The following is a 23041-nucleotide window of genomic DNA, read 5'->3' on the forward strand; positions in this document are numbered from 1 at the left end:
ACATTGTGTCATCACGGACCACGATTTTGTAGTTTGATGCACAGGCTGGCAATGCCTAGCATTCGCCCATCACCACCCACTGCCCGACACCACCATGACACTCGACCGCCGCCAGTTCCTCACTTCCACCGCCGCCGGCTTGGCACTGCCGGCGTTTGCGGCCGATGCGCCCTACCCCACCCGGGCCATCAACCTGGTGGTGCCGTTCACGCCCGGCGGCTCGGTCGATGTCTCGGGCCGGCTCATCGCCGACCGCCTCTCGCGCAGCCTGGGCCAGCCCGTGGTGGTCGACAACCGTGGCGGCGCGGGCGGCGCCATCGGCTCAACCTACGTCGCCAAGGCCGCGCCGGACGGCTACACCCTGATCGTGACCTCGCAGAGCACCCATGTGGTCAACCCCGCGATGAACCCGAAGTTGCCCTATGACGCGGTGAAGGACTTCGCGCCCATCACCCTCATCAGCCGCCTGGCCAATGTGCTGGTGATCCATGCGGGCCTGCCGATCAAGACCTTCGACGAGCTGGTGAAGTACGCGCGCGCCAACCCCACGGCGCTCAACTACGCCAGCGCGGGCACGGGCTCGGTGTCGCACCTGAGCATGGAACTCTTGAAGAACCAGGCGAAGTTCCCGATGACGCACATCCCCTACCGCGGCGCGGGCGTGGCGCTCAACGACCTGCTCAGCGGCCAGATCCAGCTGACGTGGAACAACCTCTCGTCCAACCTGCCCAACATCCTGAACGGCAAGCTGCGCGCACTGGCCGTGGCAGCGCCCGCGCGCGTGCCGCAGTTGCCTGACGTGCCGACCTTTGCCGAGCTCAAGCTGCCCGACCTGAACCTGACCTCGTGGAACGGCCTGGCCGCACCCGCAGGCACGCCCGACGCCATCGTGCAGAAGCTCTATGCAGCCACCCGCAAGATCGTGACCGACCCGGCCAACCAGGCCGTGTGGGTGGACAAGGGCATGATGGTGCCCCAGGATATCAACCCCTTGGCCTACCGCAAGGAGATCGCGGAGCGCATCGCGTTCTACCAGCGCATTGCCCGGGACAACAAGATCGAGCTGGACTCCAATTGATGACGATTACGAACCTGCTGCCCGGGCCCACCCGCATCGACGACTTGGCGCCCCAGCACGACGAGCTGGCCGGCTGGCGCCGCCACATCCACCAGCACCCCGAACTGGCCTTTGCCGAGCACCGCACCGCCGACTTCGTGGCCGGCAAGCTGCAGCAATGGGGCTATGAGGTCACCCGCGGCATCGGCCAGACCGGCCTGGTGGCGCAGCTGCGCGTGGGCAGCGGCAGCAAGCGCCTTGGGCTGCGCGCCGACATGGATGCCCTGCCGATCCAGGAGGAGACCGGCCTGCCCTACGCCAGCAGCGTACCCGGCTGCATGCATGCCTGCGGGCACGACGGCCACACGGCCATGCTGCTGGGCGCGGCGCGGCACCTGGCGGCCACGCGGCGCTTCAACGGCACGCTGAACCTGGTCTTCCAGCCGGCAGAGGAGCGCGGCTTCGACAGCGGCGCCAAGGCCATGGTGGCCGATGGGCTGTTTACGCGCTTTCCCTGCGACATGGTGTTTGCCATGCACAACCACCCGGGTGCGCCGCAGGGCCATTTCCTCATGCGGCCCGGCGCCTTCCTGGCTGCCGGGGACCGGGTGTTCATCACCATCACCGGCGTGGGCGGCCATGCAGCGCGGCCCCACCTGGCGGTGGACCCGCTGGTGGCGGCCGCCGCTACCGTGATGGCACTGCAGACCGTGGTCTCGCGCAATGTGGACCCCAACGAATCGGCCGTGGTCACCGTGGGCCGGCTGCGCTCGGGCGACGCGCTCAACGTGATCCCGGGCGAGGCCGAAATCGGCGTCAGCGTGCGCTCCTTCAGCCCTGCCGTGCGCGCCCTGCTCAAGGAGCGCATCACCGCCCTGGTGCATGCCACGGCCGAGGGCTACGGCGCGAAGGCCGAGATCCGCTACGTCGAAGGCTACCCGGTGCTGGAGAACGATGCCGCCGCCGTGGCCCTGGCCGGCGAAGTGGCCACCGAGCTGGTGGGGAGCGAGCAGGTGGAGCGCGATTTCACGCGCATGATGGGCAGCGAAGATTTCGCCTACATGCTGCAGGCCTGCCCCGGCGCGCTGGTGCGCATCGGCAACGGGCCGTCGGAGGGCGGGCGCGGGCTGCACAACCCGCGCTATGACTTCAACGACGGCAACCTGCCGGTGGGGGCCGCCTTCTGGAGCCGGCTGGCGGAGCGGTTTCTGGCGTAGCCAACGGCTCGCATGCCGTGTGCGGGCGGGGCACATGCACGCGCCATCAAGCAGACGAAGGGATTGCACGGAGCGCTTCAAGGTGCTCCTCTAGCCGTTGGGTTTTGAAGCGATACCAAGACTCAAGTTCGCCAGCGTGGCCAACCTGGTTGCGCATGAGCAAGGACAGCGCATGGATGTCCAGTCCATAGACATCCGTTCCATGCACTAGCGCCATTAGTTCCTGCTCTAGTTCTGCAATCAGTGAGCGCGGCCAGAAGGGCAGCACAAACCGGAGCAAGGCGTGCTTTCTGACAGGCTTGATCTTAACGGTGAGCGCATCCCTCACCAAATCCAGCGCAGGAGCCCCCAACTCGGCGAAGAAGCGCCTCATGACCATCTCGACGGGCGAGCCACTGGTTTCCAGCCACTGGAACAGGCTTTTCAGGACAGGCTCAACCGCGGGGTAGCCCAATTCGACCAAGTGCTGCGCAGCGGCAACATCGTTGCTATTTTTAGGCAGCAGCGGGGTCAACTCACGCTTTTCCATGCGATCTAACCAACGGCGTCACTAAGCCTGCGACCCTGCCGACTGCTCGGCCACCCGCTTCATCGCCTCGTCCATGGCCACCGTCAGCGCCAGCGCCGACTCCTTGTTCGCCGTGGCATCGGGCGGCAGCACGATGGGCGGCCCGAAGGTGATTCGGATGCGCGGGCGGGTAAAGAAGTGGCTGGCGCGGATCTCGCCCGGCCCGTCGAAGTGCGCGGGCACGATCTGGCCCTTGGCGCGCAGCGCAATGGTGGCGGCGCCGCGCTTGGCCTCGGGGTTCTCGGCATTGCGCGTGCCCCCCGGGAAGATCAGCACCAGCTGGCCCGCCTGCACCAGCGAGACCACCTGGCGGATGGTGGCGGTCGAGGGGCTGCCCCGGTCCACCGGGAAGCCGCCGCCCGAACTGACGAACCAGGCACCCAGCTTTGTCTCGAACAGCTCCTTCTTGGCCATCTGGTGCAGCTTGCGCGGCAAGGCGGCATAGCCCACCCACAGCGGGTCCGACCAGCCCACGTGGTTGCACACCACGATCTTGCCGCCCGGCCCGTCCAGGTGCTCAGCCCCTGTCACCGTGACCCGGGCCACCCGGGACATGAGGACCCGCAGGATACGAACGAAGAGGTTGGGCTTTTGCAAGGCGGGGGATGCAGAAGCGGAATCCGAAGAAGGTGTGGCGGTGGTCATTGACAGGAGTGGCGGTCGGGAAAGCGCATGGGCGGCTGGTTGGGGGCCGCCTGCCATGGGAATGATAAGCCTGTGTGACAGCCCGACCTGGGGGAATCCCTTAAGGACCCTCTGCATAAACCTCGCGGATCGGTGGTAGCGCGGATCGGGATGGGCCGAAAGGCATCTTCTTGCAGCCAATAGCAGGGCTATTGGCAAGAGAAGCAACGCAGCGGACCGCCCGAGGCCGCGCTGCCAACGGCCGCAGGGATTTGTGCAGAGGGTCCTTTCACTACCCGTGCCAACTGCAACGCGATGTGCATTGGCTACCCGCATGGAAGGGGCGGAGCCCATGGCGAGAGCGACTGATCGAAGGTGTCTTGGCTGCGGCTCTGGCGCAGCCGGTGCTCCCACCGGCGCGCCAGGGCATCAAGCTGCAGCGCCCAGCAGTGCCTCGGCACATGCAATGCGTCCATGCTCCAGCGCACCCGCACCCGCAACCGCACCCGCACCCCACGCCCGCAGCCGCGCCACATAGCGCGCCGCCTCCCCCGCCAGTTCCGCTGCGCCCATTTTCCCCGCCCGGTACACCAGAAACGGCTCGGCCCAGGGCAGGCCGCAGCGGTGGGCCGTGGCGTGCAACGGGTGCAGCAGGTCGGCCAACGCCAACAGGTTTTGGCCCGTGGGCGTGTACGCCTCGGGCACATTGCCGGCCGTGGCAACCACCAGCAGGGGCGTGCCTTCCAGATGGCGCCCTTCGCTCGCGTAGGCCATGTAGTACATGCGGGTCAGCACCGCGTCCTGCCAGGCCTTGAGCAGGGGCGGGGTCGCATACCACTGCACGGGGAACTGCAGCACCACGCGGCGGGCGCTGAGCAGGCGGCGCACCTCGGCATCCACGTCGATGGCGCTGCCCTCGGGGTACAGGGCCGCCATGTCCACCACCTCCACACCAGGCAGTGCGGCGGCGGCATTGGCCAGCGCGCGGTTGGTGGCGGACTGGGCAAAGCGCGGGTGGAACAGCAGCACCAGGGTGTCGATGCTGCGGACGGGGGCGGCGGTGTTGGTGGTGGTGATATCGGTCATCAAAGGCTCCTGTGGGTTGGTAGATGCGCCAAGGATGCGATCCGGTCGACAATTAATCCAACGGATAATTCGTATATCAACTCATTGATTTCATGAATCTACGTGGCATAGACCTGAACCTGCTGGTGGTGCTGCAGGCCCTGCTGGACGAGGCCCATGTGACGCGCGCGGCCGAGCGGCTGGGCCTGTCGCAGCCGGCCATGTCGAACGCGCTGGAGCGCTGCCGCCACCTGTTCGGCGACCCGCTGCTCGAACGTGCCAAGGGCGGCATGCGCCTCACGCCCAAGGCCGAGGCCCTGCGCGAACCCCTGTCGCGCCTGCTGGCCGATGCGGCGCGCGTGATCGACCCGCACCCCCAGGTGGACCTGGCCACGCTGCGCCAGACGGTGCGCATCGTCATGGCCGACTACCCGGCCGTGATGGTGGTCGGCCCGCTGCACGCACGGCTGGCGACGAGCGCGCCGGGCATCAACCTGGTGGTGGAGCCCTGGCACGGCGCGGCCGATGCGCTCGACGCCATGGCGCGCGGACGGCTGGACTTGGCGGTGTCGGTCTTCCCGGTGGTGGAGGCGTCGTTCCACCGCGAGGAGCTGCTGCACGAGCAGTACGCCGTGTGCATGCGCGCCGGGCACCCCGCGGCGAAGGACTTCAACCTGGAGCGCTGGCTGCAGTACCCGCATGTACTGGTCTCGGGCCGGGGCGAGACGCGCGGCGCGCTGGACCAGGCGTTGCTGGCCTTGCAGCGCACACGCCGCGTGGGCGTGTGGTGCCGAGCTTTCTGCTGGTGCCACCGCTGCTGGCCAGCTCGGACCTGATCGCCATGGTGCCGCGACGCTGCCTGCCGGTTGCTGGCGGGGTTGGCGGCATTAGTCCGTTTGCAGACCTCGCGGTGTTCGAGCCACCGATTGCGGTTGAGGGCTTTGCGCTGCACTTGGCCTGGCATGCGCGGCGGCAGCAGGATGCGGGGGTGCGGTTGGTGGCGGGGGTGGTGGGGGAGTTGCTGCGGGGTGAGATCAACGGTTGATGTAAATCGTTGCGCGTGCTTCCGCTCCGCACGCAAGGCCGGTACGATGGGGCCCGCCACGACCGATCCTTTCATCGCCCCGCCGCATGGACACGCCGCACATGCCCCTCTACACAGTGGCCTACCTGGGCGTGGATGCGTTGGCCCAGGCCTTCATCGACGGCTTTCGGCGCCAGCACGATCCGCAGGTGGACCTGGTGGCGCCGCATTTCACGCTGGTGTTCGGCTGCTCGGCCGTACCTGAAGCGGCCTACCTGGCGCATGTGGCGGCCATCTCAAGGCATGCGCAGCCCATCCGCTTCCATTGCCGCCACGCCATGCTGCACGCGGGCGGGCCCGATGCCGGCGCCTACGTGTTCCTGGTGCCCGACGAGGGCAACAGCGCCATCGCGCGGCTGCACGACAGGCTCTACACCGGCGTCCTGGCCCCGCACTTGCGGTTGGAGATTCCCTATATTCCACACATCACGATCGCGTCCACAAGCGACATCGCGGCGGCGAAGGCCCTGTGCGACGGGCTCAACCAAGCAGGCGTCGACATCGCTGGCCAGTTGCAGTCCCTGACCGTGGGCGCGCTGAGGGACTGCCCCTTTCAGGCCATCGCAGAGCACCCGCTGGGCGGACTTTAAGGCGTTGAATTTTCTTCGCGCAACCGCCGCCACAGCGTCGAGCGGCTGATGCCGAGGATGGCGCAGGCTTGGTCCTGATGGCCCTGCACCGACTGCAGCACCTCGCGCACGCGCTGGCGCTCCGCAGCCACGCGTGCGCCCTTGAGCAGGCGTTCGCGCACGGGCACGGGGCGCTCCTGCGTGCATTCCGCAAACACTTCGAGCAACCGGGCGCGGTCCATCCGTCCACCCGGGGCCAAGTAGCCGTGGCAGGCGAGCAGGCGTTCCACCAGGTTCTCCAGCTCGCGCACATTGCCGGGCCAGCCGTAGCCTGCAGCCAGCTCCAGCAGAGCGGCCAGCCAGGCCGATGCCTGCGCTGTGGGCACGCCCGCTGCGGCGGCGCGGCGCGCCATCAGGCTGCTGGCCAGGGGGGCGATGTCGGCGCTGCGCTCGCGCAGGGCGGGCGTCTCGATGCGCAGCACCGCCAGGCGGTAGTACAGGTCACGCCGGAACAGGCCGCGTTCGACCTGCGCGGCCAGGTCGGCATGGGTGGCGGCGATCACGCGCAGGTCCACCGGCACGGCGGCGGTGGCGCCCAGGCGCAGCACCTCGCGCTCCTGCAGCACGCGCAAGAGCCGCGTCTGCAGCGCCAGCGGCATGTCGCCGATCTCGTCGAGGAACAGGGTGCCGGTGTGGGCCGCTTCGATCAGCCCGGTCTTGCCGCCGCGCCGAGCGCCGGTGAAGGAGCCTTCCTCGTAGCCGAACAGCTCGCTTTCGAGCAGGCTTTCACCCAGCGCGGCGCAGTTCACGGCCAGAAAGGGCTGGCTCGCGCGCCGGCTGGCGGTGTGGATGCCCTGGGCCACCAGCTCCTTGCCGGTGCCGCTTTCGCCGGTGATGAGCACCGTGGCATCACTGGCCGCGCACTGCTGCGCCAGCTCGCGCACGCGCCGTGCTGCCGTGCTGGTGCCGGTGAAGGCCTCGATCCGGTAGCGCGCCGGCGCGCCGCGCTGGCGCTGGTTGGCGCGCAGGTGGCGGTCGGCGCGCTGGATGACGGCCGGGTCGCGGCACACCAGCAGCGCACCGGTGACCTCGCCGCTTTCGACGATGGGCGCACGCCGCACGACCAGGGTGCGCATGCCGATCTGCAGCACCTCCTCGGCCGGGGCATCGCGCATCAGCAGCGTGGCGCCCAGGTCCAGCACGGGCTCCACCTCGCTCAGCACGCGGCCGACCAGTTGTGCGACGGATGCGCCCAGCAGCTCGGCCATGGCAGGGTTCAGGGCCTCGATGCGCTGGCGCAGGTCCACGGCGACCACGCCGTCCTGCAACTGGCCGAGGATGGTGCCCAGCCGTTCGTGGCGCGAGCGCTCCGCACGGCTGTGGCGTGCCAGGTGCACGGCGTCCTGCAGCGCCTGGCGCACGGCGTCGTCCGAATACATCAGCACGCTGGCAATGCCGGCCTGCTCGGCCAGGTCGGCCACCAGCCCGGGGGCGACCACCGCCTCCACCCCGGCTGCGCGCAGGGCCTCTATGCAGGCCGGCCCGTCCTCAGGGTTGCGGTAGCTGAACTGCGCGATGCCCATGCCGAACAGCGCATCGAGCTGTGCCAAGTGCTCCGACGGCCCATCGAACGACACCAGGCCGACCCTGGGCGACAGGGCGCGCGCTGCGGCCAGCGCGCGCATGAGGTCGGAGCCCCGCACTTCCACCATTGCCACCGGTATGTCCAGGTGCTGGCGCAGCCATTCGCCGCTGGCCCCTGCCGCTACCACCGCGTCGACGGGGCTTTGCGCATGCAGGGCCCGCACGGCCACCACGGCATCGTCGAAGGCATGCGCCACCAGTTCGATCTGCGCCTGCGCAGCCACCTCCGGCACCAGCCGCGCCAGCACGCGGCCCAGTCGATGGCGGGCCACGGCGACGATGCGCAGCGGGCGGGCTGCGGCGAGCCCATGGGGCAAGCTGACGGGGCGGGAAAGATTCATTTCAATCAATTTTATTGATCCATTATTGAAACACAAATGAAATCCACAGCAATGCCAAGGCACCCTGCAGAGGAGAAAAATCCTTTCAAATCAATGACTTGAATTGCAACAAGGCCGTATCGGCCCGTTGGCACAGCGATTGCACAGACCCTGTTGCCATCGTTGCACCCCGTACCGCCATAAAACCAGGAGACACACTTGATGCACTTCCCCCGCCTTTCCTCCATGGCCTGCACGGCCGCCGCCGCGGCCACCGCAGTCGCCTGCATGCTCCCCCTGACCGCACAGGCCCAGGCCTGGCCTGCCAAGACCATCCGCTTTGTGGTTCCGTTCTCGTCCGGTGGTGCCAACGACCTGCTGGCACGCGCGGCGGCAGAGGGCGCAGCCAAGGTGCTGGAGCAGTCCGTCATCATCGAAAACCGCCCCGGCGCGGGCGGCTCGCTCGGCGCCGAGCTGGTGGCCAGGAGCGCGCCCGACGGCTACACCTTCTTGATCAGCGCGGCCGGCGTCATCTCCAACAGCATGATCAAGAAATCCCTGCCCTTCAAGGACGAGGACCTGGTGCCCGTGGTCATGATCGGGCTGGCGCCTTCGGTGGTGGTGGTGCCCAAGTCGGCACCGTACGACAACCTGCGCGACTTCGTCGAGGCGTCGAAGAAGGGCGCGGGCTTCAACTTCGCCACTGCGGGCACCGGCAGCACGCCCCACTTCGTGGCCGAGATGCTCAACGTGAAGTACGGCGCCAGGCTGCAGCCCATACCCTACAAGAGCGGCTCGGAGAGCACCACGGCCGTGCTGGGCGGGCAGGTGGAAGGCACCTCCGAGGCCAGCATCATCGCGCTGCCGCACATCCGCGGCGACGGCAAGTTCAAGGCGCTGGCCACCACCTGGACGCAGCGCATCTCGGCCTACCCGCAGCTGTCCACCGCCGTCGAGCAAGGATTTCCCGAGCTGCAGATCGCCCACTGGGCCGGCCTGCATGCGCCGCGCGGCACGCCCGCCGATATCCTGAACAAGCTCGCCGCCGCCGTGGACAAGGCCATGCGCGAGCCCGCCACCGTGGCCAAGCTCAAGGGCATGGGCATCGAGCCCATCGGCGGCACGCGGGCGGAGTTCGTGAAGTTCGTCGACGCCGAGCGCAAGCGCCTGGGCGAGATCGTCAAGGCGGCGCAGATGCAGGAAAAGTGAGCACGCAGCCCTCACACGCACCACCGATCCACTGCCCGTCTGCTTTTCCGCTATTTCCAGGCCACCCATGAATACCAAACAACAACTGCGCGCCCTGGTGCAGGCACGCCGCGGCGCCATCGTGCCCGGCGCCTTCAACGCCCTCTCGGCCCGGGTCATCGAAGACCTGGGCTTCGAGGCCATCTACATCACAGGCGCCGGCGTCACCAACATGTGGTTCGGCCTGCCGGACCAGGGCTTCGTGGGCCTGGCCGAGATGGCCGACCACACGGCGCGCATCCGCGACGCCGTGGGCCTGCCGCTGATCGTCGATGCCGACACCGGCTTTGGCAACGCGCTCAACGTGCGCCACACCGTGCGCACGCTGGAGCGCGCGGGCGCCGACTGCATCCAGTTCGAGGACCAGGTCGCACCCAAGCGCTGCGGCCATTTCGCGGGCAAGGACGTGATCTCCACCGAAGAGGCCGTCAACAAGATCAAGGCAGCTGCCGATGCGCGGCAGGACGCGGACCTGCTGATCCTGGCGCGCACCGACGCCTGTGCGGTGCACGGCTTCGAGGCGGCGGTGGAGCGCGCGCAGCGCTTTGCCGAGGCGGGCGCCGACATCCTGTTCGTCGAAGCGGTGACCACCGCCGATGAAATCCGTGCGCTGCCGCAGCGCCTGGAGCGCCCGCAGCTCATGAACATGGTGGTGGGCGGCAAGACGCCCATCTTTGGCGCTGAGGAGCTGGGCTGCATGGGCTATGGCCTCGTGCTCTATGCCAACGCAACCCTGCAAGGCGCCGTGGCGGGCATGCAAAAGGCCCTCGGGGTGCTGCGCGACGACCGGCGCCTCGAAGAAGACCCCGCGCTGGTCGCCCCGTTCGCCGAGCGCCAGCGCCTGGTCGGCAAGCCGGCCTGGGACGTGCTGGAACGCCGCTATACCTGAGAGGCTGAAAATCTTTCGTCCATGCCCGCCTTGCACGCCAAAACACCCCGGCTCTTCGTTGCAAATGCTCGCCATAGCCCGAGCTATGGCTGTGCTTTGCGCCTAGATCCGAGGCGTTTTGGCGCGCACTTCGGACACGGCCAAAAAATTCCCAGCCTCTGAGCATCCCGGGCCCGGATGGCGCCTGGTTGAGACAGATCAAAGAGACCACCGGCACCATGGTCAAAATAAAGATTCATTTCAAATACTACTTAAAATAAACATATTGAATGAATCTTTAAAGGACCGCCATGAACGCCCGTGACCCTGCCTCCTTTGCCCACGCCCCTGCTGGCGTGCCCTTTGACCTGCATGCGCAGCAGCCAATCGGGCAGATCGCGGTGCAGCTGCCGGGCGCCACGGCGGTGTTCCGGCGCCTGAAGCTCGATTTCTGCTGCGGCGGCCAGGTGAGCCTGGCACAGGCGGCGGCCGACAGGGGGCTGGATGCCGAGGCGGTGCTGGCTGAACTGGCGCAGCTGCAGCGCGGCGATGCCCTGCCCCAGGCGGGCGCCAGTGCGAATGCGCTCATCGACCTGATCATCGCGCGCTACCACGAGGTGCACCGCGCACAGCTGCCCGAGCTGGTGCGCATGGCGCGGCGCGTGGAGGCCGTGCACCGCAGCCACCTCGCCGTGCCCACGGGCCTGGCCGATGCGCTGGAGGCCATGCACTCAGAGCTGCTGGAGCACATGGGCAAGGAGGAAGCCGTGCTGTTCCCGTTGCTGCGCGGGGGCGGCAACCCCTTCGTGGGCATGCCCATCGGCGTGATGCGCGCCGAGCACACGGACCATGGCGCGGCGCTGGAGCGCCTGAACGCGCTGACCAACGACACCAACCCGCCTGCGGACGCATGCACCACCTGGAAAGCGCTCTACGCAGGCATTGCCCAACTGGCCGACGACCTGATCAGCCATATCCACCTGGAGAACAATGTGCTGTTTCCGCCCTTCGAAGCGCAGGCGGGCACGGCAGGCTGCGCCAGCACGCAATGCGGTTGCCACTGAGCAGGGGCCACCGATGACCGAGAAGGACTTTCTGGAGCCCGGCACCGAGAGCATGGCGCTGCTGGTACACAGCTTTTATGCCGACGTGCGCGCCCACCCCTTGCTGGGCCCCGTGTTCGAGGCCGCGCTGCATGGCCGCTGGGACGCCCACCTGGCGCGGCTGGTGGACTTCTGGTGCACGGTGGCGCTGGGCGCGCGCAGCTTCAAGGGCGATGTGTTCGGCAAGCACATGCAGCTGACCGGCATCACGCCCGCGCATTTCGCGGCCTGGGTGGGGCTGTGGCAAGAGCACACGGGCCGCCTGTTCGCGCCCGACTTCGCGCAGGAGCTGCAGGTGGCGGCGCATGGCATTGCGCGCAACCTGTTCCGGGGGTATTTCGGAGCGGAGCCGGCGTTTGTGGGCGCGCGCGACAAGGATGCGGCGCCACACCCCTGACAGCTGTGGCGGTGGCCTAGTCTTCTTGAGGCTGCACCGTCTGCAAGCCACGCTTGACCGCAGCCAGGGTCTTCTGCGGCACCAGTGCATCTGGCGAACCCAGCTGGGCGGCCAGCAGGTCCCTGCGCAGCGCCAGCTCGGCCAGGGCCGAGGTCGCGCGGGCCACCGACGCCTTCATGGCGGCTTCGGCCTCGTCGCTCTGGCCGAAGACCGTCTCCATGTGCGCCAGCAGCGCCGGCCTGTCACTGTCTTTGGCGGCCTTCAGGTCGGTCACGGCCTTGGCGCCTTCGCGGTCCAGCGTGTCCGCGTGCAGCGCCTTGCGGCGGGCGTCGAGCAGGTTTTTCACGAGGTTCTGAGCCGCCCTCAGGTACGCCACCGATGCGACCGCCAACTGGGGCCTGGCCGAGGTGTCGATGCGCTGGACTGCGGCGATGGCGCCATCCAGGGCCAGCGCGGCATCGTCCGCCTTGTTGAACAGCCCCGGGTCAGCCACCCCTTGAAAGTCTGCCAGCAGCTCGGCCCCGGCACCGGCACGACCGCTGGCCCCCTGGAGCAGCACGCTGACCGCTTCGACCGGCTTTTCGGACGCCAACGCCCCGCCCCAGGCGCCAGCCAGCGCCCATGCCATCGCCAGCGCCACCACGTTCTTACCCATGACCTCTCCCTTGTTGGAGCGGCGATCGTAGCGGACGCAAGCGCCTGCGGCAGGCGTGGCTTACTTTTCCCGGGGCGTGAAGAACAGCGCCACGCCGATGGCGATCAGCGCCAGCGGCCACCAGGTCACCAGCAGTTCCTTGAGGCTGATGCTGATGAGCCCCAGGTTGGTGAGCAGAAAGAACACCCCCAGCACGACCAGAACGATGGCAGCGACGTTGCCCTTCATGTGCACTTCCTCCAAGATGGTTGTGGGCCGATGCAGACGGCCTCTGGCACGGATTATGGGGGTTGGCCTATCCCAGGCGACCAGCCGATGCCTGCGCGCGCAGCACCGCCAGGTGCGCCCCCAGCACGCAGCAGGCCGGCGTGACCACGATGCCCGCGAGGTTGAACCAAAGCGGCAGCTCGCTCCAGAAGGCGAAACCCACCAGCGTGCTCAGCACGCCCACCGCCAGGCCGTTGAAATACGGGTACACGAAGGCAATGCGCGCCGCGACATGGCCCCCCAGCACGCTGACCAGAGCGCCGAGCACCATGCTCCAGACCAGGTAACCATCGTCATCGGCCAGGTCGGCCAAGGCCTGGATGATCTGCTCTTCGCTCTGCCCCTCCATGGCCAGCAGCAGGCCTTGCAGGGATACCAGCACCACACCGGCCAGGATGGACAGTGCCAGCAGGAGCGAGGTGCCCACGATGAGGGCCTTGGGGTTGATTCGGTTCACCGTAGACGCTTTCAGGGTTGTTGGCCCGCGTAATGTACTGCGCGCAGGCGCCGCAGGCTGGCAAGCACACAACATGCCTGGACAGGGGGCATCCTGGAGGCCCGCCTGGGCAAATAAGACAGAATCGGCCGCCCATGCTCCAGTTCGCCCACACCTACCGCTATGCCCAGCCCTCGTCCGTGGACCTGGCCGGCGCCGCGCCGCGCCTGCGGCTGCGGCTGGCCACCTCGTCACCGGGCGAGGCGGCGCACCCGCATTTCTTCGAGGGCCGGCTGCACCAGCCCCAACTGGCCGCGCAGCTGCTGAGCGCCGTGCACCTGCTCGTGGGGTCGCGCTTCTTCACGCCGGCCAACAGCGTGGCCAAGGCGGTGGCGCTGGCCGACCCGGTGGTCACGGCCGGCAGCGGCATGCTGCGGCTCGAAGGCTTTTCGGCCTGCTGCAGCACCTACATCCGGGTGGACATGGAGCCCGGCGCCTACGCGGGCGACATCGTCGGCAAGGGCACGACCAACATCGACTTCAACGCGCCGATGCGCGCCGCGCTGGCGCAGGTGCGCGATGCCGATGGCCTGGCCCTGTCGGTAGGAGCCGCGGCCTTCACGCTGCACACCGCCGGCACGCAGGTGGTCGAGAAGAAGGTGGAGCTGCCCCTGCGCTGGCTACGCAGCATGGTGGCCGTGCAGAGCTACCAGTCGGCCATGCGCAAGGTGTTCGAGGTGGGGGCCATACCGGCCCTGCGCTTCGTGCGCGGCCTGCCCAGGGCATCGACCAGCAAGACCCCGCTGTGGGTGGTGGCCGGGCCCCAGGGCCTGCGCACCACGGCGCAGAACGATGGCAGCGGCGTGCGCTTTACCGACAGCAGCCGGCTGCGCGTGCTCGAGACCCTGCTGCCCAAGGCGCGCACGCTCACCCTGTTTGCCGACGCGCAGCAGCAGGCCAGCGCCTGGTGCCTGGACTTCGGCGCCATGCGCCTGACGCTGGTGCTCAGCGCCGAGGTGTGGCGCGGCTTCTCGGGCGAAGGCCAGGCCCTGCAGTCGCTGGTGCTGGCCGATGCAGGCCGCCCCGCCAGCGCCGTGCGCGCGCAGTTGCACTGGCAGGACACGCTGCGCAGCGATGCGCTGGCGGCTGCGCTGCAATGGCCCGTGGCCGACGTGGACAGCGCCCTGCAGCTCCTGGGCGCCTCGGGCCTGGTGGGCTATGACCTGGTGCACGGTGCCTACTTCCACCGCGTGCTGCCCATGGACCTGGCCCAGCTCGACGACATGAACCCGCGCCTGGCCGATGCCCGCGCGCTGCTGCAGGCCGGTGCCGTGCGCCTCTTGTCCACCACCCCGCTCGATGCCGAAGTGCAGAGCGCCGACGTCAGCTACCGCGTGCGCGAAGTGGATGGGCTGCTGCGCTGCACCTGCCCCTGGTTTGCCAAACACCAGGGCGAGCGCGGGCCGTGCAAGCATGTGCTGGCGGCATGCGCTGCGCAGGCGGCAGCCGCATCGAACTGAACCGACCCTACCCCACCCATGCCAAGCACCGACGACAACCGCAGCTACGACACACCACTCGAAAAGAGCCTTCTCGCAGGCGACATCCCCGCCGTGATGGACCTGCTGGCCGCCATGGGCCCGGCAGAGCGCGTTGCCGCCCGGCCCGCTGTGGCGCACCTGACCCACATGCGCTGGGGCCTGCTGCGGCCCGACCAGCGCAACCCGCTGAACCTGCGCGTGGCCTTCGACAAGACCCAGGCCAACCGGCTGTTCCGCGCCATCGACCTGGCCCGTTTCCTGTGCGAGCCGGAGAATCCGCTGTGCGACTACTGGATGCACATCGGCATCGAGGACATTCCGGCTTTCAAGGCACGTTTCAAGCCCGCCCTGTCGACCGTGCCGATCGACAAGCAGCTGCAAGGCGACTTCCGATGGCACTACCCGCTGTACATCCACCGCGCCATCGTGGCCGGCCTGGTGGAGCGCCCCGGGACCGACGAGTATGTCGACGCCCTGTTCTTCGGCGACCTGCGCGCCGAATCCAACGTGGTGCTCAAGCACTTCGACGCCGACCGCGGGCTGGCGCCCTGGCTGCTACGCCTGTTCGAGCGCGAGGGCAGCTCCGACGGCAGCTTTGCCGCCCGCGAGAAATACTGCCATGACCCCGAGCTGTACTGGAGCCACGCCTTCCTGACCCTGTGCGAGCGCGGCGTGTACACCCGCGCCCAGTTGCTCGGCAAGACCCTGGGCGCGCTGGCCTGCGACTGGCCGCAGTTCAAGTCGGGCTGGTTCTCGCGCTTTCACGAACTACTGGCGCCCTCCGTGGACGAGATGGCCGCAGAGGCCGACCGCTACCTGGCCCTGTGCCACAGCCGCATCGCACCCACGGCAGGCATGGCGCTGCAAGCTGTGGCCACGCTGTACAAGGCCGGTCACGTGCAGGGCGATGCCGTGTGCGACGCCGCCGCGCCCCTGGCATCGGCCACCGTGAAGGCGCAAGTATTGGCGGCGCTGGAACTGCTGGGCCAGGTGGCGAAGAACGAACCCGCCCTGGCCCACCGCGCCAGCGGTGTGGCCGTGCAGGCCCTGGCGCACACGGCGGCGGACGTGCAGAAGAAAGCCATCGCCTTCCTCACCACCTGGGGTCTGGACGAAGCCAGCCAGGAGCTGGCACGCAGCTACCTGCCCTTTGTGTCCGCCGTGAACCGGCCGGCGCTGGCCAGGCTGGTGGGTGGGGCCGAGGCGGCGCAGCTTGCGGCGCCAGCCGTCGCCACCGATACCACCACAGCGCCCCGCCCGGTCTCGCCGCTGGACGCCAGCCGTGCCCTGCCCCCGCTCGACCAGATCCCCGACCTGGTCGAGCGAATGGCCTATGCACTGGAGAACCCAGCCGACGTGGACGAGTGGGAGCGCGTGGCCGGGGCCCTGGTGCGGCTGGCGCCGATGGCGGACGCAGACAAGGCTGCCTTCATGGCCCTGCAAAAGCGCACCCGGCGGCTCGACTGGGCGACCAAGCCCCTCGGTTACGCGCTCGGACGCATCCTGGCCGCTGCGGTGAATGGAGAAAGCACGGCGGAAGAAGCGATGGTGGTGGCTGGCGACGTGACCACGCGCGCCGAGCATTTCGTCGGCCCGCGTGCGCAGGACCTCATCGCCCAGGCGCTCGCAGGCCAAGGCCTTACGCCCCTGTCCACGCCCACGCACCGGGGCGGCTTCATCGACCCGCGCGAACTGCTGGCGCGCATCCGGGCGCACCAGCAGGCCGGGGCGCACGCACCCATGCCTGAACAGGTGCTGGCGCTGATGCGCCTGGTGCCCGCGCAGAGGGACGCGCAAGCGGCCCGTGCCGCGCTGGCCGACGCACAAGGCACCAAGGAACCGGGCCCTCTGCTACAGGCCCTGCGCTACGCGCTGGGCGACGACACCGCAAAGGTACCCAAGGATGCAGCGGCCCGCCCCCTCTTCCTGGCTGCCGCGCGCATCCGCTCCCCGCATGCGGACGATGCCCCCACGCTCGCCGCCTACGGCGACCTGGGCCCCGGCGGCCCGCTGCACCCACGAATCGACTGGCATGTGGTCAGCGAGACCAGCGAAGGCGGCTACACCTTCCACCACCTGCACCTCACGCACGGGCCCGCGCTGCAGCCGCACGAACACGGCCAGCCCCACCACACCGCTCTGGCGCTGTGCGCCAAGCACCTGGCTGAAACACGCTGGGCCGTGGAACACGAGGCCGCCCCCATCCGCTTTGCGGCCAGCCTGCTGCCCTCGGGCCTGGAGCCCTTGTTTGCCGAAGCCGCACGCACCATTGCCAGCAACCTGGACTGGTGGGAGGCCCAGTGGCAAAACCGCGCCTACCTGGACCTGCTGCTGGAGCCCACCACGCCCTTCACCCCTATGGCCCGGCTGCTGTTGGCCGTGGCCCTGGCCGGCAAGGAGCCCGGGCAGACGGCGCTGGCGGTGGACGCGCTGGTGTTGGGCGTGCAGGACGGCCGGCTGGACATCACCAGCCTGGGCGAGACGCTGGCCCGGCTGTGGGCCACGCCTCTGGTCAAGGGTCCGCGCTATGCCAAGAGCCTCACTGCCGCAGCGCAGGCCCATGCGGCCATGCCGGTGGCGGTGTTTGCACTGCTGTGCGCCATGGTGCAGGCCCCAGCAAGCGGCGAACGCAAGGACCTGGCACCACTGCTCGAACTGCTGCTGGAACTGCGACTGGGGCACCAGCTGCCATTGCCTGCGGGCACCCGGGCCGCGCTGGCAGCGATGAAGCTGGGTGGCAAGGGCAAGACGGCTCAACAGCAATTGCTGGGCACCTGAATCGGCTTCAGCGGTAGCGCAGGCCCGCGCTGGCCGCAAACCCCTTGGGGTCGAACCGGCTCCAGGCCGTGCCCCAGGGGAAGGTCACATCGCCGTTGCCGAAGTGGCGGCCCAGCTGCTTGCCCAATGCCTGGCGCACGAAGGCGATCTCGTTGTCGATGGCCTTCTGGGTGGGCCAGCCGTCCTCCTCCTGGGCGCCGGGCAGGCCCACGCCGATGAGCACCATGTTCAGCAGCCCTTCGTGAAAGCCCAGCGACAGCCAGCACGGCTTGCCGCCCAGGTCGAAGCCGTGCAACGACAGCCAGGCGTAGCCGTTGCCATGCGCGTGCGAGCCGCCGAAGAACTCGGCAAGCAAGGCCTGCACATCCTGCCTGCGCAGGCCCTTGCCCACCACACGCCCCGAGGGCTGCAGCGTCAGGCTGCCATCGGCGGGGTTGATCTCCAGGCGCTCGCGCTGCGGCATGCGCTCACCGGCCGCGCCGCGCCACCAGCCAGCCCCCGAACCAGCAGCCCGCCACGGTGAAGAACGCATTGGCCAGGTCGAACCACCAGTCCCAGCCCGAGCCCGTGCCGATGGCCAGGCCAATGGATATGGCGGTGAGCAGGCCCGCCACCACCAGGTTGTTGGCATAAGGATGCGCCGGTGCCAGCCGCGCCGTGACATAGCCGCCCGGTATGCACATGGCCCCGCCCACGAGGAGCAGCGCCAGCGTGCCCAGGTTGCCGTCCAGGAACTCGGTGACCGCCTGCGCCATCTGCGCATCGCCGCCGCCCTGGGCCTGGAACCACCACGAGGCCAGGTACCACAGCCCATAGGCAATGGCTGGCAACAGCACCAGCATCAACACGACGCCGGCAAGAATGGCCTTGAAACTGAATCGGTGCACGAACGACATCCTTTGCCACGTTGAAGTGGCCCGATGGTACGCGCAGCCAAAGTCCGTTGGCAGGCTGCAGGCATTCAGCCCGGCGCAGATCCCCCCGCCTGCTGCAAGGCCTGGCGGCGCTGGGCGAAGCGTACCGCCCATTCCGAGACGGGCATGAAGCTCGGATCGGTGCGCACCACGCGCTCGGTCTGGGCCCAGATGGCCTGGTCGTCCTGGTCCAGGTCCAGCGGGTCGCCGTGGGGCTGGCTCACATACCAGGGGGTGTCCAGGTACACCTCCACGGTGTTGTCTTCGGGGTCCATGCAGTAGATGGAGATCGCGTTGCCGTGATTCAGGCCGCGCATCTTGGTCGCGCCCAGTGCCAGGGCACGGCGGCGCGCCTCGCGCAGGTGGTCGATGGTCTGGACCTTGAAGGACAGCTGCATCACCGTGCTGGGCGAGTCGGCCCCGCGCCCGCCGGCCAGCACCAGTTGGTGGTGCTGGTCGTCGCGCCCGCTCAGGAACACGATCTCGAAGCGGAAGGTGACGCCCTCGCCCCTGTCGGTCTCCTGCATGTCGAACACGCCGGTGTAAAAGCGTTTCATCACCTCCAGGTCGCGGCAGAAGATGCCGCAGTGCGAGAGGTTGGCGCTGTAGGGTGGGTTCATGGTGGCGGCCTCCATGGGGTCAGGGGATGAGGACGAGCTTGCCCAGCGTGCCACCGCTGTCCAGCAGCTCATGCGCCTGGCGGGCCTGCGCCAGCGGCAGGCGCATGGCGCGCGGTGCGCGCACCTGGCCGCTGGCCATCAGCGCAATGGCCTGCTCCATCAGGCCACGGCGCTGTGCGATGTCGGCATCCACCGCGTGGATGGAGAAGGTGCGGATGGCCAGGCTTTTGGCCAGCAGCTTGCGCAGCTCGTCGAACACGTCATTGGAGGGCGGGCCGGCGAGGATGTTGTACGACACCGCCATGCCCGAGGGCGCCAGCGAGCGCAGGCAGGCGATGAAGAGCGCCGCGCCCACATGGTCGAAGGCCAGGTCCACGCCCCGCCCGCCGGTGAGCTCCATCACGCGCTGCGGCAGGGCCTGCACGTCATCGCCATCGACGAGGTCGGTGACCCCGTTCTCCAGCGCGAAGGCGCGCTTTTCCGGGCTGGATGCCGTGCCGATCACGCGCAGCCCGCGCGAGCGCGCCACCTGCGCCAGCGCCGTGGCCACGCCGCCGGCCGCGCCAGGCACCAGGATGGCCTGCGCCGGCAGGTTGCCGTTGCTCGCCAGCAGCGCCAGCGCGAGCTGGAAGTTGCCCAGGCTCACCGCATCGTCGAAGCCAATGCTGGCCGGCAGCACGAAGGGCACGGCCTGGTCCACGCAGATGGCCTGCACATAGCAGCCACCGCGCTGGGGCAGCTCGCGGGCGCTGACCAGCACGCGCTCGCCCACGGCCAGGCGCACCACGCCCGGGCCCACGGCGTCCACCACACCGGCCAGCTCATTGCCGGGCACGGCGGGCAGCGGGGGCATCCATTTGTAGGTGCCGTTGCGGATCAGCACGTCCGGCCCGCCCGCACCAATGGCGTGGGCGCGCACGCGCACTTCGCCCGGCCCCGGCTGGGGCTCGGGCAGGTCCACGAGCGACAGCACCTCGGGGCCGCCGGTGACCTGCAGCTGCACGGCTTGCATCGTCATGGGGGTGGTGTGTGCCGCCATGCTCATCGCTGCCCGTCGTGCACGGAGACCTGCTCGCGCGTGAGTCCACCCAGGCGCGAGTGGATGCGCCCGCCATCGGCCATCACCAGCGCGAACAAAATCTCGTTAGGGCGCGGCGCATCCTGTATGCCCACCTCGGTGCTGTTGAAGTGGCTGCGCACATAGGCCGCATGGATGTAGTGCAGCGGCACCATCAGCCGGTAGCCCGTGGCCGCCACGGCCTTGGCCGCCGGCACGATGGCCTTGGGCTCGCCCAGCACCTGGCGCATGGCCCAGCCGCCCGCCTCGTGCCAGACCGCGCCATGCTCCAGCTCGCCGTTCACGCCGACGATGGCGGCCTTGCTGTAGGCCTGCACGTTCTCCTTGCCCAGGGTGTCCACCAGTTCCTGCGCCAGCAGGGTGCCCAGGCTGCGCAGCTCGGCCATGAAGGGCAGCAGGTCCGGCTCGTAGCGGCCGGCATAGGGGTTGTGGATCACCGCACAGGCTGCGGCCACGCGCAGCGGCTGCTGCGCTGGCGGGCCGCCTTCGTGGTAGATCGTTTCAATGGTGAGGCTGCGTTTGCGGATGGCGATCAGAGTCATGCGAAAAGTCTTTCAGTCAATTGCGTCGTTAATTGTTTTGGTATCTTGGCATCGGCCACCACCTGCTGCCACTTTTCGAGCTCGTGGCTGACCATGGCCTTCATCTCTTCGGGCGTGCTGCCGCGTGCCTCGCCGCCCATGTCCTCCAGCCGCTGGCGCACGGCGGGCGCCTGCAGCGCGCGCAGGGCCTCGGCGTTCAGGCGCTCCACCACGGCCCGGGGCGTGCCGGCCGGTGCCATCAGGCCGGCCCACGAGCGCACGTCGTAGCCAGCCACGCCCTGCTCGGCCACGGTGGGCACGTTGGGCAGGCCCGGCCAGCGCTGCGGGCCCGTGGTGGCAATGGCGCGCAGCTTGCCGGCCTGGATGTTGGCCATCACCGCCGTGGGCGGCGCGATGATGAAGGGCACATCCCCCGCCAGCAAGGCGGTGAGCGAGGCGGCATCGCCCCGGTAGGGCACGTGCAGCAGGTTCACGCGCGCCATTTTGGCCAGCAGCTCGCCGGCCAGGTGGTGGGTGGAGCCCACCCCCGCCGTGCCATAGGCCACCGTGCCGGGCGCTGCCTGCGCGCTGGCGATCACCTCGCGCAGCCCCTGCACCTTGGCGCTGGCGTTGACCACCACCAGAAAGGGGAAGTAGGTGACGGTGGAGACCATCTCAAAATCGGCCACCGACTTGTAGGGCAGCGTGTTGTACAGCGCCCCGGCCACCGCGTGGCCGCCGGTGGCCAGCAGCAGCGTGTAGCCGTCGGGCTTGGCGCGCGCCACGGTGGTGGCGGCAATGGTGCCGCCCGCGCCGGACTGCGCCTCCACCACCACGGGCTGGCCCAGCGCACGGGCCATCTCCATGCCCACTGCGCGGGCGATGGCGTCGGCATTGCCGCCGGGCGCAAAGCCCTGGTAGAGCTTGATGGCCCGCTCCGGGTAGGCCTGGGCCAGGGCCGGCAATGCCGGCCAGGCAAGGGCAGCCGCGCTGCAGGCGGCCAGCAGGTGTCTTCTGATCATGGTGCTTGTCTCCATTGGCGGCGGCCGTCTTGGGGCCTGGTGCTCTACCCGTTGGTGGTGGATGGATGGGATCTGGGGAGTGGCAAGCTCAGGCCTGCGCGACCACCGGGTTGCGCAGCAGGCCGATGGCCTCGATCTCCACCTCCACCACGTCACCGGGCTTCATGAACTGCGGGGGCTTCTTGCTCCAGCCCACGCCGGCCGGCGTGCCGGTGATGATCACGTCGCCGGGCACCAGCGTGAAGATGGTGGAGGCGTAGGCGATGAGGCGCGGGATGGAGAAGATCATGTGGCCCGTGTGGCTGGACTGCACCACGGCGCCGTTCAGCCGCGTCTCCAGCTTGAGCTCGCGCCCAGGGGCGATCTCGTCTGCCGTCACCATCCAGGGGCCAAAGGCGCCGGTGGACTCGAAGTTCTTGCCCGATGCGATCTGCTTGGCATGGAACTGCCATTCGCGCACGCTGGCATCGTTGTAGCAGCTGTAGCCTGCAATGTGCGCCCAGGAATCGGCCTCGCTGATATCGCGCCCCTCCTTGCCGATGATGACGGCCAGCTCGCCCTCCCAGTCCAGCGACTCCGACACGTGCGGGCGCACGATGGGGCCTTGGTGCGGCGTCTGCGAGCGCCATACGCGCAAAAAGATCGGCGGCTGTTCGGAGAGTTCGCGGTGCATGCCGGCGGCCAGCACCTCCTGGTGGTGGTCCATGTAGTTGCGCACCGCGCAGACGATCTTCTCGGGGCGGGGGATCACGGGCAGGTACACCACGTCGGCCAGCTTCGCATCTGCACCCAGCCCGGCCACCAGCGCATCGCGGCGCGCGAAGCCGGGGCTGGCGATGAAGTCGGCCAGCGTGGCGTGGCCTGTGCGCACCGCCAGTTCTGCCACGCCATCGGCGACGACAACGCCCCAGGTTTCACGGCCGGCGATCGAGTAGGACATCAGTTTCATGGGTTTCCTTCAAGGGGATGGGAGAGTTGAAAGGGATAGCGGCCTGAAGGGAATTCTTCAAGCCGCAAGACTTGGTGCATGAAGTTATTTTTATGCATAAAACGCCGTAAATGCATAGTGGTTTACACCAAGCACAAAAATTGAGTGGCACAAAAGAGCCTGCCAGCGGGCGGCGGTTCAAGTGATCAAGGGAGGGGGAATTTGCTGGAGAGCTTGCACCCGACCCCGCGTGCGCCAGGCAGGCAGGGACAGCCCCGCAGCGGCGTGCCGCCTGGGCTGCGTGGGTGCGGATGCGCTGGGGCTGCGCGAAGAAAAAGGCTGAAAGGGATGCACGGGGCCGCGACGGCCGCCGGGCTTTAGGCGGTGCGTGCAGCCCGCTACCGGTCAGTTGGGTGCAGGGACAGCCAGGGGCCCTTTAGAGCGGATAACAAAACTCAGCGAAGCGGTTCTGGCTAGGCGCTGCGTCGCAGGCAGTACGAGNNNCCAGAAGAGTTTT

At 68.5% G+C, this 23041-nt stretch carries 25 protein-coding genes; 11 read left to right on the top strand and 14 right to left on the bottom strand.

What is annotated here, in order from left to right:
• Positions 1 to 94: 94 nt before the first annotated feature.
• The gene (locus ASE28_RS00275; RefSeq protein WP_057263663.1) at positions 95 to 1078 is read left to right on the top strand and encodes a tripartite tricarboxylate transporter substrate binding protein; all 984 of its coding nucleotides are present in this window, start codon (positions 95 to 97) and stop codon (positions 1076 to 1078) included.
• A complete protein-coding gene (locus tag ASE28_RS00280; RefSeq protein ID WP_057263665.1) occupies positions 1078 to 2274 on the top strand; it encodes a M20 aminoacylase family protein in 1197 nt (398 codons plus the stop codon). Before ASE28_RS00275 ends, ASE28_RS00280 begins: the two co-directional genes overlap by 1 nt.
• Before the next feature lie 46 nt (positions 2275 to 2320).
• Here the strand turns inward: ASE28_RS00280 and ASE28_RS00285 are convergent, their stop codons facing one another.
• From ASE28_RS00285 to ASE28_RS00295, 3 genes are all read right to left on the bottom strand, one after another.
• Complete coding sequence (locus tag ASE28_RS00285) at positions 2321 to 2803, bottom strand: DUF5071 domain-containing protein (RefSeq protein WP_157421788.1); 483 nt, start codon at positions 2801 to 2803, stop codon at positions 2321 to 2323.
• Positions 2804 to 2824: 21 nt separating this feature from the next.
• Positions 2825 to 3487 carry a 1-acyl-sn-glycerol-3-phosphate acyltransferase gene (locus ASE28_RS31085; RefSeq protein ID WP_162262225.1) on the bottom strand — a complete coding sequence of 221 codons (663 nt, stop codon included), beginning with the start codon at positions 3485 to 3487 and terminating at the stop codon, positions 2825 to 2827.
• Between the two features lie 408 nt (positions 3488 to 3895).
• Complete coding sequence (locus tag ASE28_RS00295; protein WP_082607788.1) at positions 3896 to 4552, bottom strand: NAD(P)H-dependent oxidoreductase; 657 nt, start codon at positions 4550 to 4552, stop codon at positions 3896 to 3898.
• A 92-nt stretch (positions 4553 to 4644) separates the two neighbouring features.
• On the opposite strand from ASE28_RS00295, the gene ASE28_RS00300 reads away from it, so the two are divergent.
• From ASE28_RS00300 to ASE28_RS00305, 3 genes are all read left to right on the top strand, one after another.
• Positions 4645 to 5367 (top strand): LysR family transcriptional regulator, encoded by a 723-nt coding sequence (locus ASE28_RS00300; RefSeq protein WP_200963888.1) that lies wholly within the window; start codon positions 4645 to 4647, stop codon positions 5365 to 5367.
• Positions 5337 to 5576, top strand: coding sequence for a hypothetical protein (locus ASE28_RS32645; RefSeq protein ID WP_200963889.1), 240 nt, complete (start codon positions 5337 to 5339; stop codon positions 5574 to 5576). Before ASE28_RS00300 ends, ASE28_RS32645 begins: the two co-directional genes overlap by 31 nt.
• Before the next feature lie 101 nt (positions 5577 to 5677).
• The gene (locus ASE28_RS00305) at positions 5678 to 6205 is read left to right on the top strand and encodes a 2'-5' RNA ligase family protein (RefSeq protein ID WP_057263671.1); all 528 of its coding nucleotides are present in this window, start codon (positions 5678 to 5680) and stop codon (positions 6203 to 6205) included.
• On the opposite strand, the gene prpR is transcribed toward ASE28_RS00305, so the two are convergent.
• Positions 6202 to 8169 carry a propionate catabolism operon regulatory protein PrpR gene (prpR, locus tag ASE28_RS00310; protein ID WP_057263673.1) on the bottom strand — a complete coding sequence of 656 codons (1968 nt, stop codon included), beginning with the start codon at positions 8167 to 8169 and terminating at the stop codon, positions 6202 to 6204. The two genes, ASE28_RS00305 and prpR, sit on opposite strands and share 4 nt — an antisense overlap.
• Before the next feature lie 225 nt (positions 8170 to 8394).
• Here prpR and ASE28_RS00315 point away from each other — a divergent pair, with 225 nt between their 5' ends.
• The 4 genes from ASE28_RS00315 (at position 8395) to ASE28_RS00330 (ending at position 11764) form a co-directional block, all read left to right on the top strand.
• Positions 8395 to 9357: a tripartite tricarboxylate transporter substrate binding protein gene (locus ASE28_RS00315; protein ID WP_057263675.1), complete on the top strand. Its 963-nt coding sequence runs from the start codon at positions 8395 to 8397 to the stop codon at positions 9355 to 9357.
• Between the two features lie 67 nt (positions 9358 to 9424).
• Positions 9425 to 10285 carry an oxaloacetate decarboxylase gene (locus ASE28_RS00320; RefSeq protein WP_057263677.1) on the top strand — a complete coding sequence of 287 codons (861 nt, stop codon included), beginning with the start codon at positions 9425 to 9427 and terminating at the stop codon, positions 10283 to 10285.
• Between the two features lie 290 nt (positions 10286 to 10575).
• A complete protein-coding gene (gene ytfE, locus ASE28_RS00325; protein ID WP_057263679.1) occupies positions 10576 to 11328 on the top strand; it encodes an iron-sulfur cluster repair protein YtfE in 753 nt (250 codons plus the stop codon).
• 13 nt (positions 11329 to 11341) lie between these two features.
• The gene (locus tag ASE28_RS00330) at positions 11342 to 11764 is read left to right on the top strand and encodes a group III truncated hemoglobin (RefSeq protein WP_057263681.1); all 423 of its coding nucleotides are present in this window, start codon (positions 11342 to 11344) and stop codon (positions 11762 to 11764) included.
• Positions 11765 to 11780: 16 nt separating this feature from the next.
• Here ASE28_RS00330 and ASE28_RS00335 read toward each other — a convergent pair whose 3' ends face one another.
• The 3 genes from ASE28_RS00335 to ASE28_RS00340 all read right to left on the bottom strand — a co-directional run bounded on the left by ASE28_RS00335 (position 11781) and on the right by ASE28_RS00340 (position 13143).
• On the bottom strand, positions 11781 to 12419 hold the full coding sequence (locus ASE28_RS00335; protein ID WP_057263683.1) for a hypothetical protein: 639 nt from the start codon (positions 12417 to 12419) through the stop codon (positions 11781 to 11783).
• Positions 12420 to 12479: 60 nt separating this feature from the next.
• Positions 12480 to 12647 carry a LiaI-LiaF-like domain-containing protein gene (locus ASE28_RS32560; RefSeq protein ID WP_164470688.1) on the bottom strand — a complete coding sequence of 56 codons (168 nt, stop codon included), beginning with the start codon at positions 12645 to 12647 and terminating at the stop codon, positions 12480 to 12482.
• A 67-nt stretch (positions 12648 to 12714) separates the two neighbouring features.
• Positions 12715 to 13143 carry a hypothetical protein gene (locus ASE28_RS00340; RefSeq protein WP_057263685.1) on the bottom strand — a complete coding sequence of 143 codons (429 nt, stop codon included), beginning with the start codon at positions 13141 to 13143 and terminating at the stop codon, positions 12715 to 12717.
• A 134-nt stretch (positions 13144 to 13277) separates the two neighbouring features.
• Here ASE28_RS00340 and ASE28_RS00345 point away from each other — a divergent pair, with 134 nt between their 5' ends.
• Positions 13278 to 14642, top strand: a complete 1365-nt coding sequence (locus ASE28_RS00345) for an SWIM zinc finger family protein (protein ID WP_057263688.1) — start codon at positions 13278 to 13280, stop codon at positions 14640 to 14642.
• 18 nt (positions 14643 to 14660) lie between these two features.
• On the top strand, positions 14661 to 17441 hold the full coding sequence (locus ASE28_RS00350) for a DUF6493 family protein (RefSeq protein ID WP_057263690.1): 2781 nt from the start codon (positions 14661 to 14663) through the stop codon (positions 17439 to 17441).
• Positions 17442 to 17448: 7 nt separating this feature from the next.
• On the opposite strand, the gene ASE28_RS00355 is transcribed toward ASE28_RS00350, so the two are convergent.
• The 7 genes from ASE28_RS00355 to ASE28_RS00385 all read right to left on the bottom strand — a co-directional run bounded on the left by ASE28_RS00355 (position 17449) and on the right by ASE28_RS00385 (position 22545).
• Entirely contained in the window at positions 17449 to 17904 is a 456-nt protein-coding gene (locus ASE28_RS00355) for a hypothetical protein (RefSeq protein WP_057263692.1), read from the bottom strand.
• A 4-nt stretch (positions 17905 to 17908) separates the two neighbouring features.
• Positions 17909 to 18328 carry a hypothetical protein gene (locus tag ASE28_RS00360; protein ID WP_157412618.1) on the bottom strand — a complete coding sequence of 140 codons (420 nt, stop codon included), beginning with the start codon at positions 18326 to 18328 and terminating at the stop codon, positions 17909 to 17911.
• Positions 18329 to 18402: 74 nt separating this feature from the next.
• A complete protein-coding gene (locus ASE28_RS00365) occupies positions 18403 to 18975 on the bottom strand; it encodes a VOC family protein (RefSeq protein WP_057264307.1) in 573 nt (190 codons plus the stop codon).
• Between the two features lie 19 nt (positions 18976 to 18994).
• Positions 18995 to 19993 carry a zinc-dependent alcohol dehydrogenase family protein gene (locus ASE28_RS00370; RefSeq protein WP_164470689.1) on the bottom strand — a complete coding sequence of 333 codons (999 nt, stop codon included), beginning with the start codon at positions 19991 to 19993 and terminating at the stop codon, positions 18995 to 18997.
• A 23-nt stretch (positions 19994 to 20016) separates the two neighbouring features.
• Positions 20017 to 20595 carry an amino acid synthesis family protein gene (locus ASE28_RS00375; protein ID WP_057263696.1) on the bottom strand — a complete coding sequence of 193 codons (579 nt, stop codon included), beginning with the start codon at positions 20593 to 20595 and terminating at the stop codon, positions 20017 to 20019.
• Positions 20592 to 21596: a tripartite tricarboxylate transporter substrate binding protein gene (locus ASE28_RS00380; RefSeq protein WP_057263698.1), complete on the bottom strand. Its 1005-nt coding sequence runs from the start codon at positions 21594 to 21596 to the stop codon at positions 20592 to 20594. The genes ASE28_RS00375 and ASE28_RS00380 overlap by 4 nt, the downstream gene beginning before the upstream one ends.
• A gap of 88 nt (positions 21597 to 21684) precedes the next feature.
• Positions 21685 to 22545 (bottom strand): fumarylacetoacetate hydrolase family protein, encoded by an 861-nt coding sequence (locus tag ASE28_RS00385; RefSeq protein ID WP_057263700.1) that lies wholly within the window; start codon positions 22543 to 22545, stop codon positions 21685 to 21687.
• Between the last annotated feature and the right edge of the window lie 496 nt (positions 22546 to 23041).

This window comes from Acidovorax sp. Root219 (assembly GCF_001428665.1).
In the GTDB taxonomy this organism is placed as follows: Bacteria; Pseudomonadota; Gammaproteobacteria; order Burkholderiales; family Burkholderiaceae_C; genus Acidovorax.

What these genes read in the sequence shown, in the direction of transcription:
- ASE28_RS00320 (WP_057263677.1), top strand. Translation starts at nt 9,425, where the DNA reads ATGAATACCAAACAACAACTGCGCGCCCTGGTGCAGGCACGCCGCGGC.
- ASE28_RS00330 (WP_057263681.1), top strand. Translation starts at nt 11,342, where the DNA reads ATGACCGAGAAGGACTTTCTGGAGCCCGGCACCGAGAGCATGGCGCTG.
- ASE28_RS31085 (WP_162262225.1), bottom strand. Translation starts at nt 3,487, where the DNA reads ATGACCACCGCCACACCTTCTTCGGATTCCGCTTCTGCATCCCCCGCC.
- ASE28_RS00280 (WP_057263665.1), top strand. Translation starts at nt 1,078, where the DNA reads ATGACGATTACGAACCTGCTGCCCGGGCCCACCCGCATCGACGACTTG.
- ASE28_RS00300 (WP_200963888.1), top strand. Translation starts at nt 4,645, where the DNA reads ATGAATCTACGTGGCATAGACCTGAACCTGCTGGTGGTGCTGCAGGCC.
- ASE28_RS00305 (WP_057263671.1), top strand. Translation starts at nt 5,678, where the DNA reads ATGCCCCTCTACACAGTGGCCTACCTGGGCGTGGATGCGTTGGCCCAG.
- prpR (WP_057263673.1), bottom strand. Translation starts at nt 8,169, where the DNA reads ATGAATCTTTCCCGCCCCGTCAGCTTGCCCCATGGGCTCGCCGCAGCC.
- ASE28_RS00365 (WP_057264307.1), bottom strand. Translation starts at nt 18,975, where the DNA reads ATGAACCCACCCTACAGCGCCAACCTCTCGCACTGCGGCATCTTCTGC.
- ASE28_RS00350 (WP_057263690.1), top strand. Translation starts at nt 14,661, where the DNA reads ATGCCAAGCACCGACGACAACCGCAGCTACGACACACCACTCGAAAAG.
- ASE28_RS00375 (WP_057263696.1), bottom strand. Translation starts at nt 20,595, where the DNA reads ATGACTCTGATCGCCATCCGCAAACGCAGCCTCACCATTGAAACGATC.
- ASE28_RS00385 (WP_057263700.1), bottom strand. Translation starts at nt 22,545, where the DNA reads ATGAAACTGATGTCCTACTCGATCGCCGGCCGTGAAACCTGGGGCGTT.
- ASE28_RS00380 (WP_057263698.1), bottom strand. Translation starts at nt 21,596, where the DNA reads ATGATCAGAAGACACCTGCTGGCCGCCTGCAGCGCGGCTGCCCTTGCC.
- ASE28_RS00355 (WP_057263692.1), bottom strand. Translation starts at nt 17,904, where the DNA reads ATGCCGCAGCGCGAGCGCCTGGAGATCAACCCCGCCGATGGCAGCCTG.
- ASE28_RS00315 (WP_057263675.1), top strand. Translation starts at nt 8,395, where the DNA reads ATGGCCTGCACGGCCGCCGCCGCGGCCACCGCAGTCGCCTGCATGCTC.
- ASE28_RS00335 (WP_057263683.1), bottom strand. Translation starts at nt 12,419, where the DNA reads ATGGGTAAGAACGTGGTGGCGCTGGCGATGGCATGGGCGCTGGCTGGC.
- ASE28_RS00275 (WP_057263663.1), top strand. Translation starts at nt 95, where the DNA reads ATGACACTCGACCGCCGCCAGTTCCTCACTTCCACCGCCGCCGGCTTG.
- ASE28_RS00345 (WP_057263688.1), top strand. Translation starts at nt 13,278, where the DNA reads ATGCTCCAGTTCGCCCACACCTACCGCTATGCCCAGCCCTCGTCCGTG.
- ASE28_RS00295 (WP_082607788.1), bottom strand. Translation starts at nt 4,552, where the DNA reads ATGACCGATATCACCACCACCAACACCGCCGCCCCCGTCCGCAGCATC.
- ytfE (WP_057263679.1), top strand. Translation starts at nt 10,576, where the DNA reads ATGAACGCCCGTGACCCTGCCTCCTTTGCCCACGCCCCTGCTGGCGTG.
- ASE28_RS32560 (WP_164470688.1), bottom strand. Translation starts at nt 12,647, where the DNA reads ATGAAGGGCAACGTCGCTGCCATCGTTCTGGTCGTGCTGGGGGTGTTC.
- ASE28_RS00370 (WP_164470689.1), bottom strand. Translation starts at nt 19,993, where the DNA reads ATGACGATGCAAGCCGTGCAGCTGCAGGTCACCGGCGGCCCCGAGGTG.
- ASE28_RS00285 (WP_157421788.1), bottom strand. Translation starts at nt 2,803, where the DNA reads ATGGAAAAGCGTGAGTTGACCCCGCTGCTGCCTAAAAATAGCAACGAT.